Annotated in this window: 18 protein-coding genes, 3 tRNA genes, 1 rRNA gene and 1 pseudogene; 2 read left to right on the top strand and 21 right to left on the bottom strand. The window is 56.0% G+C overall.

The features are described 5' to 3' along the window. Positions 1 to 67 precede the first annotated feature (67 nt). The 3 genes from DXB00_RS07000 to DXB00_RS06990 form a co-directional block, all read right to left on the bottom strand. Positions 68 to 1,402, bottom strand: coding sequence for a hypothetical protein (locus DXB00_RS07000; protein WP_117491546.1), 1,335 nt, complete (start codon positions 1,400 to 1,402; stop codon positions 68 to 70). Positions 1,403 to 1,843: 441 nt separating this feature from the next. Next, positions 1,844 to 2,578 (bottom strand): hypothetical protein, encoded by a 735-nt coding sequence (locus DXB00_RS06995; protein ID WP_119214693.1) that lies wholly within the window; start codon positions 2,576 to 2,578, stop codon positions 1,844 to 1,846. A 19-nt stretch (positions 2,579 to 2,597) separates the two neighbouring features. Further along, positions 2,598 to 3,116: a peptidylprolyl isomerase gene (locus tag DXB00_RS06990; RefSeq protein ID WP_110435791.1), complete on the bottom strand. Its 519-nt coding sequence runs from the start codon at positions 3,114 to 3,116 to the stop codon at positions 2,598 to 2,600. Between the two features lie 650 nt (positions 3,117 to 3,766). Between DXB00_RS06990 and DXB00_RS06985 the strand changes: the two genes are divergently transcribed. Beyond that, positions 3,767 to 4,465: a ClpP family protease gene (locus DXB00_RS06985; protein WP_119214692.1), complete on the top strand. Its 699-nt coding sequence runs from the start codon at positions 3,767 to 3,769 to the stop codon at positions 4,463 to 4,465. A gap of 24 nt (positions 4,466 to 4,489) precedes the next feature. Here DXB00_RS06985 and DXB00_RS06980 read toward each other — a convergent pair whose 3' ends face one another. The 13 genes and pseudogenes from DXB00_RS06980 to DXB00_RS06925 form a co-directional block, all read right to left on the bottom strand. After that, positions 4,490 to 5,392 carry a DMT family transporter gene (locus DXB00_RS06980; RefSeq protein WP_119214691.1) on the bottom strand — a complete coding sequence of 301 codons (903 nt, stop codon included), beginning with the start codon at positions 5,390 to 5,392 and terminating at the stop codon, positions 4,490 to 4,492. A gap of 66 nt (positions 5,393 to 5,458) precedes the next feature. Then, a tRNA-Thr gene (locus DXB00_RS06975) sits at positions 5,459 to 5,534 on the bottom strand. A gap of 2 nt (positions 5,535 to 5,536) precedes the next feature. Then, positions 5,537 to 5,612, bottom strand: a tRNA-Trp gene (locus tag DXB00_RS06970). 6 nt (positions 5,613 to 5,618) lie between these two features. Beyond that, positions 5,619 to 5,694: transfer RNA gene (locus DXB00_RS06965), tRNA-Asn, on the bottom strand. Between the two features lie 412 nt (positions 5,695 to 6,106). After that, positions 6,107 to 7,372, bottom strand: coding sequence for a dihydroorotase (locus DXB00_RS06960; RefSeq protein ID WP_118729985.1), 1,266 nt, complete (start codon positions 7,370 to 7,372; stop codon positions 6,107 to 6,109). 24 nt (positions 7,373 to 7,396) lie between these two features. Then, entirely contained in the window at positions 7,397 to 8,791 is a 1,395-nt protein-coding gene (locus DXB00_RS06955; RefSeq protein WP_118729986.1) for an aminopeptidase, read from the bottom strand. Between the two features lie 26 nt (positions 8,792 to 8,817). Then, positions 8,818 to 9,402, bottom strand: coding sequence for a dephospho-CoA kinase (gene coaE, locus DXB00_RS06950; RefSeq protein WP_118729987.1), 585 nt, complete (start codon positions 9,400 to 9,402; stop codon positions 8,818 to 8,820). A 16-nt stretch (positions 9,403 to 9,418) separates the two neighbouring features. Continuing rightward, complete coding sequence (locus DXB00_RS06945) at positions 9,419 to 9,769, bottom strand: restriction endonuclease (protein WP_305143091.1); 351 nt, start codon at positions 9,767 to 9,769, stop codon at positions 9,419 to 9,421. Further along, positions 9,766 to 9,945, bottom strand: coding sequence for a hypothetical protein (locus tag DXB00_RS06940; protein WP_119214689.1), 180 nt, complete (start codon positions 9,943 to 9,945; stop codon positions 9,766 to 9,768). The genes DXB00_RS06945 and DXB00_RS06940 overlap by 4 nt, the downstream gene beginning before the upstream one ends. Positions 9,946 to 10,013: 68 nt before the next feature. Then, positions 10,014 to 10,349 (bottom strand): winged helix-turn-helix domain-containing protein, encoded by a 336-nt coding sequence (locus DXB00_RS06935; RefSeq protein ID WP_158581269.1) that lies wholly within the window; start codon positions 10,347 to 10,349, stop codon positions 10,014 to 10,016. A gap of 1 nt (position 10,350) precedes the next feature. Next, positions 10,351 to 11,225, bottom strand: a pseudogene (locus DXB00_RS06930) (L-threonylcarbamoyladenylate synthase). A gap of 20 nt (positions 11,226 to 11,245) precedes the next feature. Then, the gene (locus DXB00_RS17930) at positions 11,246 to 11,374 is read right to left on the bottom strand and encodes a hypothetical protein (RefSeq protein WP_330427920.1); all 129 of its coding nucleotides are present in this window, start codon (positions 11,372 to 11,374) and stop codon (positions 11,246 to 11,248) included. A 24-nt stretch (positions 11,375 to 11,398) separates the two neighbouring features. Next, complete coding sequence (locus DXB00_RS06925) at positions 11,399 to 11,836, bottom strand: hypothetical protein (protein ID WP_117492616.1); 438 nt, start codon at positions 11,834 to 11,836, stop codon at positions 11,399 to 11,401. Positions 11,837 to 11,947: 111 nt separating this feature from the next. On the opposite strand from DXB00_RS06925, the gene DXB00_RS06920 reads away from it, so the two are divergent. Continuing rightward, on the top strand, positions 11,948 to 12,340 hold the full coding sequence (locus tag DXB00_RS06920; RefSeq protein ID WP_188886712.1) for an HIRAN domain-containing protein: 393 nt from the start codon (positions 11,948 to 11,950) through the stop codon (positions 12,338 to 12,340). Between the two features lie 2 nt (positions 12,341 to 12,342). Here DXB00_RS06920 and prfA read toward each other — a convergent pair whose 3' ends face one another. The 5 genes from prfA to rrf form a co-directional block, all read right to left on the bottom strand. Then, complete coding sequence (gene prfA / locus DXB00_RS06915) at positions 12,343 to 13,407, bottom strand: peptide chain release factor 1 (protein WP_118729990.1); 1,065 nt, start codon at positions 13,405 to 13,407, stop codon at positions 12,343 to 12,345. Between the two features lie 49 nt (positions 13,408 to 13,456). Next, entirely contained in the window at positions 13,457 to 14,212 is a 756-nt protein-coding gene (locus DXB00_RS06910; protein WP_158578356.1) for a YdcF family protein, read from the bottom strand. After that, positions 14,209 to 16,137 carry an ABC-F family ATP-binding cassette domain-containing protein gene (locus tag DXB00_RS06905; protein WP_118729992.1) on the bottom strand — a complete coding sequence of 643 codons (1,929 nt, stop codon included), beginning with the start codon at positions 16,135 to 16,137 and terminating at the stop codon, positions 14,209 to 14,211. Before DXB00_RS06905 ends, DXB00_RS06910 begins: the two co-directional genes overlap by 4 nt. A gap of 159 nt (positions 16,138 to 16,296) precedes the next feature. After that, positions 16,297 to 16,941: an HAD family hydrolase gene (locus DXB00_RS06900; protein WP_118729993.1), complete on the bottom strand. Its 645-nt coding sequence runs from the start codon at positions 16,939 to 16,941 to the stop codon at positions 16,297 to 16,299. Between the two features lie 56 nt (positions 16,942 to 16,997). Further along, a 5S ribosomal RNA gene (gene rrf, locus DXB00_RS06895) occupies positions 16,998 to 17,114 on the bottom strand. Positions 17,115 to 17,263: the final 149 nt, after the last annotated feature.

Genomic DNA, 17,263 nt, shown 5'->3' with positions numbered 1-17,263 from the left:
TGTAATATCCTCCTGTACTTTTAGCGCTTATTGGTAACTGCCGCGTTTCTGCGGCGTTTGATGATTCTTAATTGTTCCACGCCTGGTTGACCAGCGAGAATCGGGCTTTGATCTCGTCTCCGGTCAGCGCCAGCTCGCTCTGCTCGCCTTCATTTGTCAGCTTGGCGAAGTAGATGGCCTGCGTGGTCTGTCCCAGCTGGATCAAATCGGTGCGCTCGGCGTAGTATTCACGGTTGGAGCCGGTCGCGCAGTAAATGTTAAACAGCGGGATGGACATTTTGTTCTTGCGGTACTCAAAAAATTCCACATAGCTGAGTCCGCCGTCGTTTGCCTTGATTGCGGTGATGCGGTCATGCCATTTCTGGTCGATCAGCAGGCTCCACGCATCCGAAATGTTCTGATAAGTGGTTGCAACCTTGGCCGGAACCTTGCCGATGCCGTAGGCATACCAGTCGAGCATATACACCGCATCGGACGAGGATGTGTCCTTATAGCCCGCCATCAGCACTGCACGCGGCAGCTCGGTGATGCCGTCGCCGTTGACGTCGCTCGCGTAGACCGCCACCGGACGGTAGGTGCTGTGGCTGGCGGTATCCTCGCCGTCCAGTGCCAGATTGCGCAGCGTGTCGTTCGAGTAGACGAAAATATCCGTCGTCAGACCGGCGCCATTCGCCACCTTTTCCTCAGCGAACACGGCGGTCTTGCTGTCCTGCACACGGCCGGACTGCATGCGCTCAACCGCAGCTGTCCCCTGACTGGTCGCCGTCTCACCGGCCGGCAGCATGGAGCCGTTGTCATACTGATACAGGCGTGCCACGCGCTTGCCGGAGGTGTCGCTCGTAATCAGCAGCAGATCCTTTGCGCCATTGCCGGTCAGATCGGTCAGCTCCATAGCGGTATATTCGGTTTCAAGAATGATATCCGGCGTGCAGTTTTCGTCAAAATCGCACATGGTAAGCGCACCTGTTCCGTCTCCCGGCAGGCGCCAGGTGAGGACCATGCCGCGCTTGCCGCTCGGCTCAAGTACCGGAAATTCGACCGAACGCAATGCCGTTCCGCGGCCGTCGATCGTGCCGGTGCAGACGTAGCTGTCATCCTGCTTGCGGTAAACAGCTACCGTAAATTTGTTGCTCGTCGCCGAGGTGGCGCCGCGGAAAAACGTGATGGCCTCCTCTACGCCGTCGTTGTCCAGATCGGCAAGCTGAATAGACGAACGGTTTTCGCCCTCGCTCGGCGAGGCGTAAGATACGCCCTGTGCAAGCTGCTTTTCCAGCTCAGTCTGCAGACTTTGGTAATTACTGGATGGTTTGGGCGCAGCCAGCAGCTCATCGCCCGAAGGAAACACACAGCCGCCCAGCAGCAAAAGGAACAGCAGCGCCGGTAAAATTCGCAGTGATCTCATGGAGCTCTCCTACCTAAAATGATGCAAATATTGGTTGACAGGTGCAGGCACCTATACATATTAAGTATAGCACATTCTGACAGTGTGTGGTACTGAAATTTACGCAAATTTTGCAGGATTTCAAGCGGAAAGGGATAGAAAAAGGACGGACCAAAGGTCCGCCCTCAGGCTGTCGCGAAACTACAGCTTTGCCGACAAGAGGAACGGACCGTAGACCGTTCCTCTTGTCGGCCGAAATTTTCTCGCTCTATAAGTCAAAAATCCGAACGCTATCCTTGCGCGGCTTCTCGGTCGCGCTGCGTGGCACATGTCCCCGGATTTTTAGAATTTGCACAGCAAATTCTATTTGATGTGCGCTGTCGCACGAAGCACAAAATAGAAATCTGACTTTTTCGACAAGCTGAAAAGGACGCACTATGTGCGTCCTTTTACGGGATTTCATCAGTATCTCAGCGGAATACCGTGCGGTTCAGCCTCGCCGGCAGGCAGCAGCGCCGCCGTGATGTCCGGCCGGCGTGTTTCGATAAAGTTTACGCCTTTGCGGATGAGTTCCGCAAGCGTATTGGGATCGTCCGTGCACCGGCTCATGGTGAACAGCCCCGCCTGTCGGCACGCCGAAACCAGCCGCTCGGACAAATCCTTCGGCTCGGCCCGCAGACCGAACAGGCCGGTTGTCTGCGCGGCATTGACCAGCGCGTCAACCTCGCTCGGCAGATTGGGCAGCTCACCCATGATATGTAAATCCGGATTGGCAGACGCAACACGAGCCGCTTCCACCAGCCCCAGACCGATGATGATCGTGTCATCCAGACAATCCGCATACCGCAGCGTCATACGCAGCTGCCGCAGCATGGTCTGATCGTGCACGGTGATGGCAATCTTGCCCTGACAGGTGCGTGCCAGCTCGATCGCCTGACTAACCGGCGTCAGCTGCGGCGCCGCCTGATGCAGCTCCGCGTAGCTGTAATCGCGGACGGGCAGCCTCGTGCCGTCGGGCGCGGCAGCACAGCCGTCCGACGAAAGCACAGCAATACCGTCCGATGACATGGCAACCGAAAAACAGCAGCCTTTTGCGCCCTCGTCGTTGCCGGCCAGAATGGATTCCAGTCCGCCGCGTTCGGTATCCATGCAGCCGTCCGCAGACAGGACAAAAGTCTCCTTATTGGTATAGTACAATACCGATCCTCTCCCTCTGTTACAGGGTCTCCGGAGCCTCGTACTCTACGCCCTGCGTATCCACGGTAACGGACTTCATCTTCTGCTCCTCGCGCGGACGGTCGTGCCAGTCGCGCTTGGTGTTGACGATGGCGTCAACAATGTCCATGCCGTCGATAACCATGCCGAAGGAAGCGTACTGACCGTCCAGATGCGGTGCGTCCTCGGTCATGATGAAGAACTGGCTGCCTGCGGAGTCCGGTGCAGCGGTACGCGCCATAGACAGAACACCGCGGGTGTGGTTCAGGTCGTTCTGGAAGCCGTTTGCGGTAAACTCGCCGCGGATCTCATAACCCGGGCCGCCCATGCCGGTGCCTTCCGGGTCGCCGCCCTGGATCATAAAGCCCGGGATAACACGATGGAAGATCGTGCCGTCATAAAAGCCCTTCTGCACCAGAGAAACAAAGTTGCGAACCGTGTTCGGTGCAACTTCCGGGTACAGCTCTGCGCGGATTACGCCGCCATTTTCCATTTCAATTGTAACGATAGGATTGCTCATTGATATCAACTCCATAATTTTTGTCATTTTGCAGCATATGCACAGCCGAGCTGTACATATATGTATTTCTATTGTAGCAAATTTGGAGTGGAACGGCAAGTGGTGTTTGTCGAACAGCGGCAGCTGTCCATTATTTTACGCTGAGCAACCGGGGCACTTGAACCGTGCAGGCGGTTCACCCTGTCCAGGCATGGTGTTTTTCGCTGAAATTCAGCAGGGAATTGCCATGTCCGCGGCGGGGACAAAAAGGAAGGGACACCTGCAGTTTGCCCGTAGGCTGCTAAACCTTGTTTCCGCGCCGTGCGCGGATTAAATAAGTGCCCTTCCTTTTTGAACGCCTACCTTTTCCTTGTTAGATAGTCTGGCGCAAATCAGAGAGCGGCGACCGCTCCGCAGGATACCGCTGTAAAAACCTGTCACAAAAACTGGTAATCCACTTTATCCACAGGACTTTCCACAGGGTATCTGGGGATAACCTTGTGCATAAAGTGGATAACTTTTTGTATACACCCTCGCAAGCCGCCGTATATCTCGGTTTTTCGACTACGCATTGTAATATCGGCTGTGGAAAAACCACCGCTGCATAATCCACCGCACCTTGTGGAAAACTTGTGATTAGGGCAAATTCACCACTTCAGGAGGGATCATCTATGTCCGAAGAAACCCCGTCCATTGCCGCGCCGGAGCAGAATGCCATCGCGGAAACCGGCTCGATTACGGCAAAAACATCGCGCGGAACAATACACTGCATCACCATTGTCGGCCAGATCGAGGGCCACATGGAACTGCCCGCACAGAACAAAACCACCAAGTACGAGCACCTCATCCCGCAGATTGCGGCAGTGGAACAGGCGGAAGAGATCGACGGTCTGCTCATGCTGCTCAACACGGTAGGCGGCGATGTAGAAGCCGGACTTGCCATCGCTGAGCTGATTGCGGGCATGAAAAAGCCGACCGTGTCGCTCGTGCTCGGCGGCGGGCATTCGATCGGCGTACCGCTGGCCGTTGCCGCCAAAAAGAGCTTTATTGCCGTTTCCGCCGCCATGACCATTCATCCGGTGCGGATGAACGGCACGATCATTGCTGTGCCACAGGCGTTCGAGTATCTGGCGAAAATTCAGGAGCGCATCGTGGATTTCATCACCTCGCACTCACATATCACCGCCGAGCGTCTGCAGCAGCTTATGCGCGAAACCGGTCAGCTGACCGCCGATGTCGGTACTGTGATCTCCGGCAATCAGGCCGCCGCACTCGGATTGATTGATGAGGTCGGCACGCTTTCGGATGCGCTAGAAGCGCTCTATACGATGATTGGCGAGCACAAAACGCAAAAAAGAGACGGTAAATAACCGTCTCTCCGTCTGTCTTTTGCATTATACGCTCTGTTTTTTCCGTTCCGGCAGCTGTGCCAGCACGATAGCGCCAAACATCAGCACACAGCCGAAAATTTCTCGACCGGACAGCGCCTGACCGAGAATAAGCCAGCCTGCGATAACCGAGATAACCGACTCCAGACTCATGATAAGCGATGCTACCGCCGGGTTCATGCCCTTCTGACCGACAATCTGCAGGGTATAGCCCACGCCGGACGACATCGCACCGGCATACAGGATGGGCTTCCATGCCGCGAGGATGTTCGCCCAGGTGGGATGCTCGAAAATCAGCATGCCGACACCCGCAACGAATGCGCAGACCCAGAACTGGATGCACGCCATCTTCACGCCGTCCACCAGCGGCGAAAAATGGTCGATGACTGTGATATGGATGGAGAACAGCAGCGCACACGACAGACCGATGAGGTCGCCCATCGCGAAGCCGAAGCTGCCGCCCGTCATGCACAGGAAGTACAGCCCGGCCATTGCCAGCGCAACGCCGCACCAATGCTTCACACCGCATCTGCGGCCGAACAGCAGGCCGAGCAGCGGCACGATCAGGATGTAGCACGCGGTGAGGAATCCGGCCTTGCCGACTGGCGTATACAGCAGCGCGAACTGCTGGGTGATGCTGCCCGCGCACAGCGCCGTGCCGCAGCACATACCGCCGATAACGAGCGTTTTGCGGGCTTTGCGGTGCTCCTCGGGCGCTTGCTTCGGATGCGGGCCGCCGCTTTTGCCCAACACCGCGATGACCGGCAGCAGGACCAGTCCGCCGATGACGTTGCGCGCGAACACAAAGGTGAACGGTCCGACATACTGCATGCCGACGCTCTGCGCCACGAACGCCACACCCCAAATCGTGGCCGTCAGCAGCAGAAACAAAGAGTTTCGCAGCTTCATATCTGTTTTTCTCCCTCATTTGCGGATTTTTTCATAAAAAAAGAACCGCTTATAAGCGGTTCTTCATGGAGCTGCTAACCAGATTTGAACTGGTGACCTCATCCTTACCAAGGATGCACTCTACCGACTGAGCTATAGCAGCATTGGCAGGGGCAGTAGGGATCGAACCCACGGCACTCGGTTTTGGAGACCGATGCTCTACCAGCTGAGCTATACCCCTATAAAGTGGCTCCTCAAGTTGGACTCGAACCAACGACCCTGCGGTTAACAGCCGCATGCTCTACCAACTGAGCTATTGAGGAATATAAAATGCTGGCACACGCTGTTTGGATGGTTTATCGCAATCAGCTTGTATATTATAGCGCGGATACAGCTTATTTGTCAATAGGTTTTGCAAAATTTTTTCGCAAGTTTTTTGCTTCCGCGCAGAATGTCAAAGAGGGACCCTCTCGGGTCCCTTCAGTCTGTCAAAAAAGTATTATTTTAATTTTTACGTTTCGTGCGGTAGCACGCATAAAATAGAATTTGCGAAGCAAATTCATAAATTCCGGGAGCATGTATCTCGGAATTTATACAAGGGAAGAAAAAATGTGCCCGCAGGGCGCGGTTTTTCTTCAGTATTCGCTCGAAAGCGTGGTTTCGAGCGAAAGGCTGTTCGAAAAACGATAGTTTTTTGACAGCCTCGAGGGACCCTCTCGGGTCCCTTTTCAGGCTTTATTCGGTAACTTTCGTGCCGGTAACGATCGCCTTCGGCGAACCGGTGAGTTTTTTACCGGTATACGGCGTGTTGATTCCCTTGGATTTATACGTTTCGTATACCTTCTCGGTATCCCAGTCCAGCAGCACCAGACGGGCGAAATTGCCTGCCTGCACAGCACGGTCGGTCAGACCGTAAATCTCGGCAGGAGCCTTGCTCATGCGGTCAACAAGCTGCATCGGCGTGAGCTTGCCGGTCTGAACGAGGTAAGTATTGCACACCGAGAATGCGGTTTCCAGGCCGGTGATGCCGGACGGCGCCTTTGCGAACTCGCGGGCCTTCTCCTCCGCGGTGTGCGGCGCATGGTCGGTTGCCACCATGTCGATGGTGCCGTCCGCCAGAGCCGCAATCAGCGCCTGACGGTCAGCCTCCTTGCGGAGCGGCGGATTCATGCGCGCATAAGTGCCGTGTGCCGGCACATCATCCTCGGTCAGCGACAGATGATGCGGCGTGACCTCGGCGTAAATCTTCGCGCCCATCGCCTTGCCCGCCCGAATGAGCGCGACAGACTGCGCGGACGAAACGTGCTGGAACAGCACCCGTGCGCCGGTATCGAGCGCCAGCGCAATGTCACGGCCGATCATTGCAGATTCCGCGCTCGCCATTGCGCCCGGTACGCCGAAATGCTTGGCGGCCGCCGAGCCGTAGTTCACACCCGGGGACGGCACGAGCGACGGCTCCTCCTCGTGGAAGGAGAGCAGCGTGCCGCGCTTGGCGGCTTCCGCCATGGCGGTGCGGCACAGCGCCGCACTCGTCAGATTGATGCCGTCATCGGTCAGGCACGGCGCGCCCGCTTCGAGCAGTGCGTCAAAGTCGGTCAGCTCCTGCCCTTTCAGGCCCTTGGTGACCGAGCCTGCCTGCAAAACCTGCACCGGACAGTCCTTCGCCTTGTCGGTAACGTAGCGGATGATCTCGGGTGTGTCACAGGTCGGCACGGTGTTCGCCATGCAGATTACCGTGGCATAGCCGCCCGCGGCTGCCGCCGCTGCACCGGTCAGCACGTCCTCTTTCTGGGTCTGACCCGGATCGCGGAAGTGCACATGGCCGTCCACAAAGCCGGGAGATACCGTCAGCCCGCTCGCGTCATACACCGTGCAGCCCGCGGGCGCGTCGATGTGCTCTGCCACCTGCGCGATAACGCCGTCGTCACCGATCAGCACATCACACAGCGCATCCATCTGCGTATACGGGTCGAGAACCCGTCCGTTTTGAATCAACAGCATGGTAAAACCTCCGTTTTATCTCGTTTAATCGCGGTAGAACGCACCAAAGCCCTTGTATGCCATATACAGATCCAGCTTGGCAATGCACTCGAACGGTGCGTGCATGGAGAGCACCGGAACGCCTGCGTCTACGGTGTCAATGTTGCGGTTTGCGAGGTACATGGCAACCGTGCCGCCGCCGCCCTGATCAACCTTGCCAAGCTGACCGGTCTGCCAGATAACGCCCGCCTTGTCAAAGATGCAGCGGATGCGCGCCATCAGCTCAGCGGTTGCATCCGAGGTGCCGGACTTGCCGCGTGCGCCCGTGTACTTGACGAGCGCGAAGCCGCAGTTTGCGCGCGCATCGTTGCGCTTCTCGGAGACCTCCGGATAGTTGGGGTCAAAGGCGTTGCAAACGTCGGCAGACAGGCAGACCGAGTTCTCAAAGCACTCGTCGAGCAGCACGTCCTGGGCGCGGCAGAGGTCGGCCATAAAGGTGTCGAACGCGCGGGACTGCATGCCGGTTACGCCGTCCGAGCCGATCTCCTCCTTGTCCACCAGCAGGCAGACGCCGGTATGTGCCGGAGTCTCGGTCAGGTCGAACAGAGAGGTTGCCGCCGGGTAGGAGCAAACGCGGTCGTCGTGGCCGTACGCGCCGACAAACGAGCGGTCAAAGCCGATGTCGCAGGCGTCAAACGCCGGAACGCAGCACAGCTCTGCAGACAGGAAATCCGCTTCGGTCATGCCGTACTCGCGGTTGAGGTGCTCCATGATGGCGAGTTTGATCTTCTCGCTGCACTTTTCGTCCACGGTTTCGCTCGGAACCGAGCCGATGAGGATGTTCAGACCCTCGCCCTTGATGACCTCAGTCGCCTTGCGGGTCATCTGCTCGGTTGCAAGGTGCGGGAGCAGGTCGGTGATAACGAACTTCGGGTCGGTCGGCTTGTCGCCTACGCGCACCTGCACGCGCTTGACCTCGCCGTTCTCGCACACGCAGACAACGCCGCGCAGCTCGAGCGGAATGGCCGTCCACTGGTACTTCTTGATGCCGCCGTAGTAGTGGGTCTTGAAGAACGCCATGCCGTTGTCCTCGTACAGCGGCACGGTGCGGATGTCAACGCGCGGTGCATCGAGGTGCGCGGCGGTCAGGCGCACACCCTCGGCGAGGCTCTTTTCACCAATAACAGCCAGCATGATGCCCTTGTGGCGGTTGATGCGGTAGATCTTGTCGCCCGGACGAAGCGTGTCGTCACGCGTCCAGGCACGGAAGCCCTTGCTCTCAGCCATGCGGGCGATTTCCAGCACAGCGTCACGCTCGGTTTTGCTCTCGTCGAGGAATTTTTTGTAACCCTCGGCGTAGGTCTGAATGCCCTGCTTGTCCTCGTCGGTCAGACGGTCAAAGCCGGTCTTTTTGTCGTAAAAAAGCTGTTCGGAAGTCATGTTGCATTCTCCTTTTTTAATCCGAATCACTTAATGAGTTGACTGTATAAAGCATCGGTGTCCCGATAGAGTGCATCGAGATCGCCGTTGTTTTCGATGATAAAATCGCATTTTTCGCGGTAAAACGCGTCGTTCGGCTGCGCATCGATGCGGGCGCGTGCGGCTTCATCGGACAGACCGTCCCGCTCGATGATACGGGCAACGCGCGTGTCGTGCGGCGCGAGCACAGCGATGATTTTGTCGCAGAAGTCATCCGCACCGGCTTCAAACAGGGTCGGCGCATCGTACAGCACGATTGGACACGCGCTCTGCGCGCGGATGGCCTCGAGCGAAGCCGTGCGAATATACGGTGTGGTGATTTCGTTGAGCTGCTGCAGCTTTGCAAGGTCGGAAAACACGATTTTCGCGAGTTTCGGACGGTCAAGTACGCCGTTCGCGTCGGTTACGCCGCCGAAGGCGGTATCGAGCGCGGACAGCATTTCGCGGTTCTCCGCGCAGAGCGTGCGGTAGACGGCATCCGCGTCCACCCAGCCTGCCCCGAGAGCGCGCATACGCGCGGCAACCGTGCCTTTGCCGGTGCCGCTGCCGCCGGTCAAGCCGATGATTTTCATTAGTTTCACTTCCTGATTATTCTCCCTTAAAGAAGTCCGAATCTATCTTTTTTATCACATATTGTGTCTCAACCGAAACGCCAACATTATGTTCAATCATCAGATTGACCAAGCGTATCCCATCCACCAAAACAATGTTTCCTCTATTTTCAGCATATTTTTTCGCATCATCCGAAAACCGTGCTGTTGTGATAAACAATCCGTGTGCAGTCCCGCTCGGTAAGGCACCATAAAATTTTTGCAGTTCCGGGCGGCCTACTACCACTTGCGGGTCCCATCTTTTCGCTTGAATATAGATTTTACTAAAGCCCAATTTATCTTGCCGAATCACGCCATCTATGCCACCATCACGCGATTGATGGCTTATTTTGCTGAGATCTCGTTCTGAAACGCATATCCCATTTTACCCAACAAGTATGGCACCAACCATTCAAAAAATGCCGGCGTTTGTTCCATAATCTCTTGAAGCAATTCATCAGCCAGCGATTTGTTTAGTGTATCAACTGCTTTTGTAATCAGTTCATCCGGTGCTTCATCTATCAAAGGTTGTACGTCGCTTTGGGGACTTTCACAACGTAATTCAACATTTTCATCTTGAACTTTTTCAGAATTCAGATATTCTGTAAATCCTTTATAGCGGCTAAAACCGTATTATCTATCTTTTTCAAGCGTTTGGAAAGGAGTTTTTGCCCATCTGTTGTGATTCGGCAATAACCACGCTTCGCAGAACAAATCAACTCTGCTTTCATCAGATATGCCTTTGTCCAAGCTACTCTATTGCTGAACACAGTTCCCGGTTTGTTAGGTGCCCTCTCCGCCAATTCATCCTCTGTCAGATGACGTTTTTTAGCAATCGCATCCTGTATATCAGATAGGCTATGTATTCGATTATCTGCTAATACACGCAAAAAATCCGCATACATTTCATCATATTTCGGAATAGCCATGTTAAACCTCCACCACCGAAAACCCCGCCGCTTTCTTGATACGGTTCGCCACTGCAAGACCGAGACCTTCATCTGAGGGGCACTGCGCCCAAATCTGCGTTACGCTGGTATCATCGACGCCCGCAGGCGGTCGAATACCTCGCGCGCCTGTGCACCGAGATCGTCCCTCGAGCCGAAGCACTCCACGATGCAGTTCGGGAACATATTCTTGTACTCATCAAAGCACAGTACGCCGGTGGAGTCCCCGATATGCGCTGCAATGTACTTTGCCGTGTCCTGCGGATCGCCGCGCACGACCGTTACGGGCGCTTTCGGCGCATAATGCCGGTATTTCATGCCGGGCGCCGACACCTTCACGTCATCCCCGATCTTCTCGTACAGCGCGCGGTCAACATCCACCTCGCCGAGCACCGAGCGCAGCTGTTCGAGCGTGATGCCGCCCGGACGCAGCAGACGCGGACGCTCGAGCGCGAGTGTGATTACCGTGCTCTCCACGCCGACGCCGCACGCGCCGCCGTCCAATACAGCCGCAATCTTGCCGTCCATATCATGCATGACGTGCGCCGCCGTGGTCGTGGACGGTCTGCCGGACGTATTCGCGGACGGAGCCGCCAGCGGTACGCCGCTCTCCCGAATCAGCGCACGCGCCATCGGGTGCGACGGCAGGCGGATGCCCACGGTGTCCAGTCCGCACGAAACCTCGTCCGGAATGCAGTCGCCCTTGGGCACGATCATGGTCAGCGGACCCGGCCAGAACGCCTCGGCAAGCTGCTTTGCCTGCGGCGGAACCGCCGGACACAGGTCGTAAATCTGCTCGAAATCCGCGATGTGGACGATCAGCGGGTTATCCTGCGGACGGCCTTTCGCAAGGAAAATTTTCTTTACCGCCTCGCCGTTCAGCGCATTCGCCGCAAGGCCGTATACGGTTTCGGTCGCATGCCGACGACCTCGCCCGCTCGAATCAGTTCTGCGGCGGTTTTTACCGCGTTTTCGTCGGTTTCCGGTGTCAAAAGAGTTGTTTTCATCAGTTTACACTTCCATTTATGATATCAATGGTCTTTTTCTTCCACTTTGGTGACGATGCCGTTTTCCAGCGTCAGGTCGAGCGTTACCTCATCAAACGGCTGTGCAATGAGGTACGAAAGGCAGGTATCGGTGTCTGTATAGTCCGGCGTGCCGAGCAGCTCACGCACCTCGTCTGCGCTCATGCCGACAAGTTCGATGCTGTCCTGCAGGTCGCTGACCATGAAATGCCGCTGGCTCGGTGCGGTTTTCGCCCAGTTTTCCGCAGAAAACGTCTTTGGCACGCCGATACCGAGGTCAAAATAACGGTTTGCGTTCCAAATCCCGCTCCCCACGAGCAGGATTGCCAGCACGCACGAAATACACCAGTGGACTTTCTTCGTCCCGCCGCGAAACAGCTGCACACTCGCCGCAAGAAATACGGCGATGCCCAGAACAAGTAAAATTACACCACTTCTTAACATGAAAATCCTCCTTTTATTATAAGGGTCTGTGACCCTTGTTTCCCACCAAAGAGAGGTTTATCGTACATTCACCATGCTATACTCCAATTATAAAAGAAAGGAGTGCTTCGCATGGCAAAGAACAAGAACATTTTCGTCACGATAACAGGCTTTAATCACTATTACGGCCTCGAACCGTTCAAGATCGGCAATCTTATCCGATGCATCAAGGAGCCGAGCAACCCGTATGACAGTGATGCCATCCGCGCGTTTCTGCCGTACATCGGCAAGGTCGGCTACATTGCCAACAGCCCGCAGACCAAGGCCGGCGGCACGGAAAGCGCATCGCGCATTTACGAGCGCGTGCCCAAGCGGTTTTACGTCCGCGTGCTGTTCACCACCTGCACGAAAATTATATGCCGCGTAGAGTTCGGCGATATGTCCGATCTGAATGCTGAGTTGGAGAGCCAGACCGAGGACAAGTGGGACGATTGGGACAATGAGGATGACGAAATCCAGTTCTAAGGCTACATTTCGCTCTGCTCTTTCAGCTTTTCCGCTGTGTCAGCCGCGATGAGTGCGTCTAAAATCTCGTCCATATCGCCGTTCAGGAACTGATCCAGCTTGTAGATGGTCAGCTTGATGCGGTGATCGGACACGCGATTCTCCGGGAAATTGTAGGTGCGGATGCGCTCCGAACGGTCGCCGGTGCCGACCTGGCTTTTTCGGTCGGCGGCGATGGCCGCACGCTGCTTTTCCACCTCGGCCTCGTACAGCCGCGAACGCAGAACGGACAGCGCCTTGTCCTTGTTTTTGTGCTGGCTGCGCTCATCCTGGCACTCTACGACCGTATTTGTCGGAATATGGGTGACACGGATAGCCGATGAGGTCTTATTGATGTGCTGACCGCCCGCACCGGATGCGCGGAACGTGTCGATGCGTAAATCCTTCGGGTCGATGTAGAAGTCGAGTTCTTCCGCTTCGGGAAGGACAGCCACGGTGGTTGTCGAGGTGTGAACGCGGCCCTGACTTTCGGTCTCGGGCACACGCTGCACGCGGTGTACGCCGCTCTCGAACTTGAGCCGCGAGTACACCTTGTCGCCTGCCACGCGGAACACGATTTCCTTATAGCCGCCGAGTTCGGTCTCGGATTTGTTCATGACCTCGGTCTGCCAGCCGCGCTTGTCGGCGTACATCGTATACATGCGGTAGAGGTCAGCGGCAAACAGCGCGCTTTCCTCGCCGCCTGCACCGCCGCGAATCTCAACGTAGATATTCTTCTCGTCGTTCGGGTCCTTGGGCAGCAGCAGGATTTTCAGTTCGTCCTCCATACGGGCAATGTCGCTTTTCGCCTGCTGCAGCTCCTCCTGCGCCAGCTCCTTCATGTCCGGGTCGGACAGCATTTCGGTCGCGTCCGCAAGCGTGCGCTGTGCCTGCTCGTATTCGCGGAACGCCGTGACGATCGGCTCGAGTTCGTTGCGCTCGCGCAGCAGCTTGGCCGCCCGGTCGGGGTCGTCGTATAAATCCGGCGCGGAAAGCCGCATTTCCAGCTCGTCCAGCCGCGCCGCTAAGACTTTCAGTTTTTCAAACATATTCTATCTCCAAATCGTGTGAAGCACGGAAAATTCATCAAAATTGCGTTTACCAGCGTCCGGTGAATATCAAGCCCATGATGGAGCAGTATTCGCGGCACCTTACCGCCATCCACTGCCCCGGATACGGCGTTTTCGCGGGAACGCCTGCGTCGCCCAGACCGGCATGCGCCAGCAGGCGGCGTGCACGGGCAAGATGATAATCATTTGTAATTACGGCAACCGCTGCGCCCTCGGGCAACAGCTTTTTTGCGTTGGCGATATTCTGGATGGTCGTGCTCGACTTGTCCTCCAGGATCAGCCGTTCTGCGTCTGCGCCGTGCGCGACCATGTAATCCTGCATGGCGGCAGCTTCGGTGCACGGCTCATCGCCGCCCTGACCGCCGCACAGGATGGCCTGACTGCCCGGATTGACGTTCAGCACCGCGATCGCCGTATCGCATCGTGCCGCCAGAGCCGCCGACGGCTGTCCGTTCGGATTGACGAGCGCACCCAGTACCAGATAGTAATCCGCCTGCGGCGCAGCTGACGGGTCATCCTCGTCGAATGCTATGCCGATCACAAACATCTGCACCGCCGCAAACGACAGCACAAACAATGCAAACAGTACGCGTCCCACGCGCGACAAAAGGCGACACGCCTTATGCTTTTCGCGTCCGCAAAGCATCAGCCATTCCCCCGTACAGCCGATGGCAAGCGCCAGCAGGAAAATACCGCCGAACCGCGACGGCTTCCAGAACAGCTGCGGCACGCCAATGACAGCGAACAGCACCGCAAGCCCTATCCATACCCTTTTTTCTTTCATTGCAGTTCCTCCAGCTCGGCCGCAACGGCTTCCCATTCGTCCATTTTTGCGGCGAGTTTTTCGTCACAGGCTTCTTTTTCGGTCATCAGCTCGAGCAGCTTGCCGGAATCCGATGCCGCGTCCACCATCTGCTGTTCGAGGTCGGACGACTGCGTTTCCAGCTGTGAAATCTCGCGCTCAAGCGTGTTCAGCAGCTTTTGCAGATTCTTTGTGCCGCCGGTGCGCTTAGGTTTTTCGGGCGGCTTGGGTCCGTCGTCCAGTGTCGGGACGGCGGCCTTTTTCTTTTTGGGCGCCGGTGCGGGCGCCGCTTCCGGCAGTGCGCCGCCGCCCTTGGCGCGCCAGTCGAGGAACACACTGTACGAGCCGATAAAGTCGGTCAGGTAACCGTTTTCGAGGTAGAGCACGCGGGTTGCAAAGCGCTCGACGAAGTAGCGGTCATGCGAAACAAACAGCAGCGTGCCGTCGAATGCCTCAACCGCCTCCTCAATCCACTCGCGAGATGCAAGGTCAAGGTGGTTGGTCGGCTCGTCGAGGATGAGCAGATTGAGCGGATCGTACATCAGTTCACACAGGCGCAAACGGCTTTTCTCACCGCCGGACAGCATATCCACGGTTTTCAGCTGGGTTTCACCGGTAAACTGGAACGAACCGAGCCGGTTTCGCGCCACCTGCATGGATACGTTCTTGTCGTAGATGAGCGTGTCGATGAGGTTGCGGTGCGGATTGGCAAAATACACCTGCTGCGGCAGGTACGCCGGCTTGAGTCCAACGCCCTTGCGGATGACGCCGCCATCCGGCACTTCCTCGCCGAGCAGGATTTTCAGCATGGTGGTCTTTCCGGCGCCGTTTGCGCCAAGCAGCGCGACACGCTCGCGGTTGCGGATGTTGAACGATACATTGTGTAATATTTCTCGTCCGTCATAACTCTTTGTAATATCACGAACCTTGAGCACTTCCTCAGTCTCGTAGTTCGGGTCACCAAACGTGACGGTCATCTTTTTGTCGGTCTTGGGCCGGTCAGTGACCTTCATACGCGCAATGCGCTTCTCGATGGACGCGGCACGCTTTGCCAGATGCTCGGTGCCGTGCTCGTGCATGGAACGCGCAGTCGCCTCCAGACGCTTTTTCTCCGCCAGCTCGTGCTCGTGGTGCTTGAGCTGCTCCTCACGGCGACGCTCACGCTCGACCGCATAGTACGAGTAATTGCCGTTGTAGAAATCGCAGGTGCAATCGTGGATTTCAATCACGCGGTCGCAGCACTGGTCGATAAACCAGCGGTCATGCGAGATAATGAGCACGGTGCCGCGGTAATTCTCCAAATAATTGCCCAGCCAGTCCACAGCGTCCATGTCGAGGTGGTTGGTCGGCTCATCGAGCAGCAGCACGTCGGTCTGTTCGAGAATGATGCGGGCGAGGTTGATGCGCGTTTTTTCGCCGCCGGAGAGCAAGTCAAACTTCTGCGAGCGCATTTCCTGCGCGATTTCAAGACCGTTGCACACACGATTGATCTCGTAATCTCGGTTGTAGCCGCCGAGGATTTCCAGCCGCGTTTCCAGCTGCGCGTAACGCTTGAGCAGCGATGCGTCATCCGGCTTGCGCGTCATTTCATCGGTCAGCGCGTCCATTGCTGCCGCAACTTCGTCGGACTCCTTGAACGCCAGACGGAGAATATCCTCCACGGTCGATTCCGGCGGAAAATCCGGCATCTGATCAATGACACCTGCGGTTCGTCCCTGTCCGAACGCAACGTGTCCGCCGTCATACGACAGTCTGCCGGTCAAAATATTGAGTAAAGTGGTCTTTCCGGCGCCGTTTGCGCCTAAAATAGCAACCTTTTCGCCCGGCTGAATGTCGAAGGAAATGTCCTTCAGGATCAGGCGGTCACCATAATATTTGGTCAGGTTTTGTACGGTAATATCTGCCACGGAGAGAACTCCTTTCAATGTACTTTTATTCAGTTTATATTATAGCACAATGTGCCCCATAATAGGAGAGAAAACCTGCATAATTTGCAGATTTTTGCGCGGTTTTCTCTGCTCGAAAACGCAAAAAAGCTGTCTCGAAAGACAGCTTTTTATGGAAATTCAGAGCAGCAGCGGCAGCAGTTCCTCCGCGCGGTCGACTACATGCTTCGCGCCTGCGTCCTCCAGCTCCTCTCGGCCGCCAAAGCCGAACGTCACGCCGATGCAGTCAATACCGCATTGCTTTGCACCTTCCACATCGTGCAGGCGGTCACCGACCAGTACAGCCTGTGACAGATCCTGCACCTGCAAACGGTCGAGCGCCTGCTGTGTGACCTGTGCCTTTGTGCCGATTGTGCCATCCAGCGTTGCACCGGAAACCACGGTGAAATACTGCGCAATATCAAAGTATTTGACGATTTTATCAATGAAAAACGCCGGTTTGGACGATGCAGTAGACAGGGTCTTTCCGGCGTCCGTCAATGCCTTCAGCAGCTCCGGAATCCCGTTGTAGAGCATGTTCTCCTTCCAACCGATCACGCCGAATCGCTCACGGTAGAACTCAATTGCCTGCTTTGCCTCGGCGTCATCGAAGCCGTAGCTGCGGCGGAATTCGTCGTACAGTGGCGGACCGATAAAGCGCTCCAGAGGCTTGAGCTCCGGCTCGTGGATGCCCATTTTATCCAGCGCATACTGCACCGATTTAGTAATGCCCTCGCGTGAATCGGTAAGTGTGCCATCCAAATCAAATAAAATATACTGATACATCGGCGCTTTTCCTCTCAGTAGTATAGAAAAAGCAGCAACTTTCGTTGCTGCTTAGATGTAGGCGTTGAGTTATCTTCCCAGGCCGTCGCCAGCCAAGTATTGTCACCGTAAACGAGCTTAACTACTGTGTTCGGAATGGGAACAGGTGTACCCTCGTCACCATTAACACCTACTTTTGAAGATTTACACCCTCAAAACTGAACAATCCTACTTGCAAGCTATCTTTCGAGGTTACCTAACATTTAAGGTCAAGCCCTCGGCCTATTAGTATCAGTCCGCTCCATACATTACTGCACTTCCACTCCTGACCTATCAACCTTGT

Source organism: Butyricicoccus sp. OF10-2 (genome assembly GCF_003481925.1).
Taxonomy (GTDB): domain Bacteria; phylum Bacillota; class Clostridia; order Oscillospirales; family Butyricicoccaceae; genus Agathobaculum; species Agathobaculum butyriciproducens.
The sequence above is the reverse complement of the archived record's forward strand: the minus strand, read 5'-3'. Positions and strand labels throughout refer to the sequence as shown.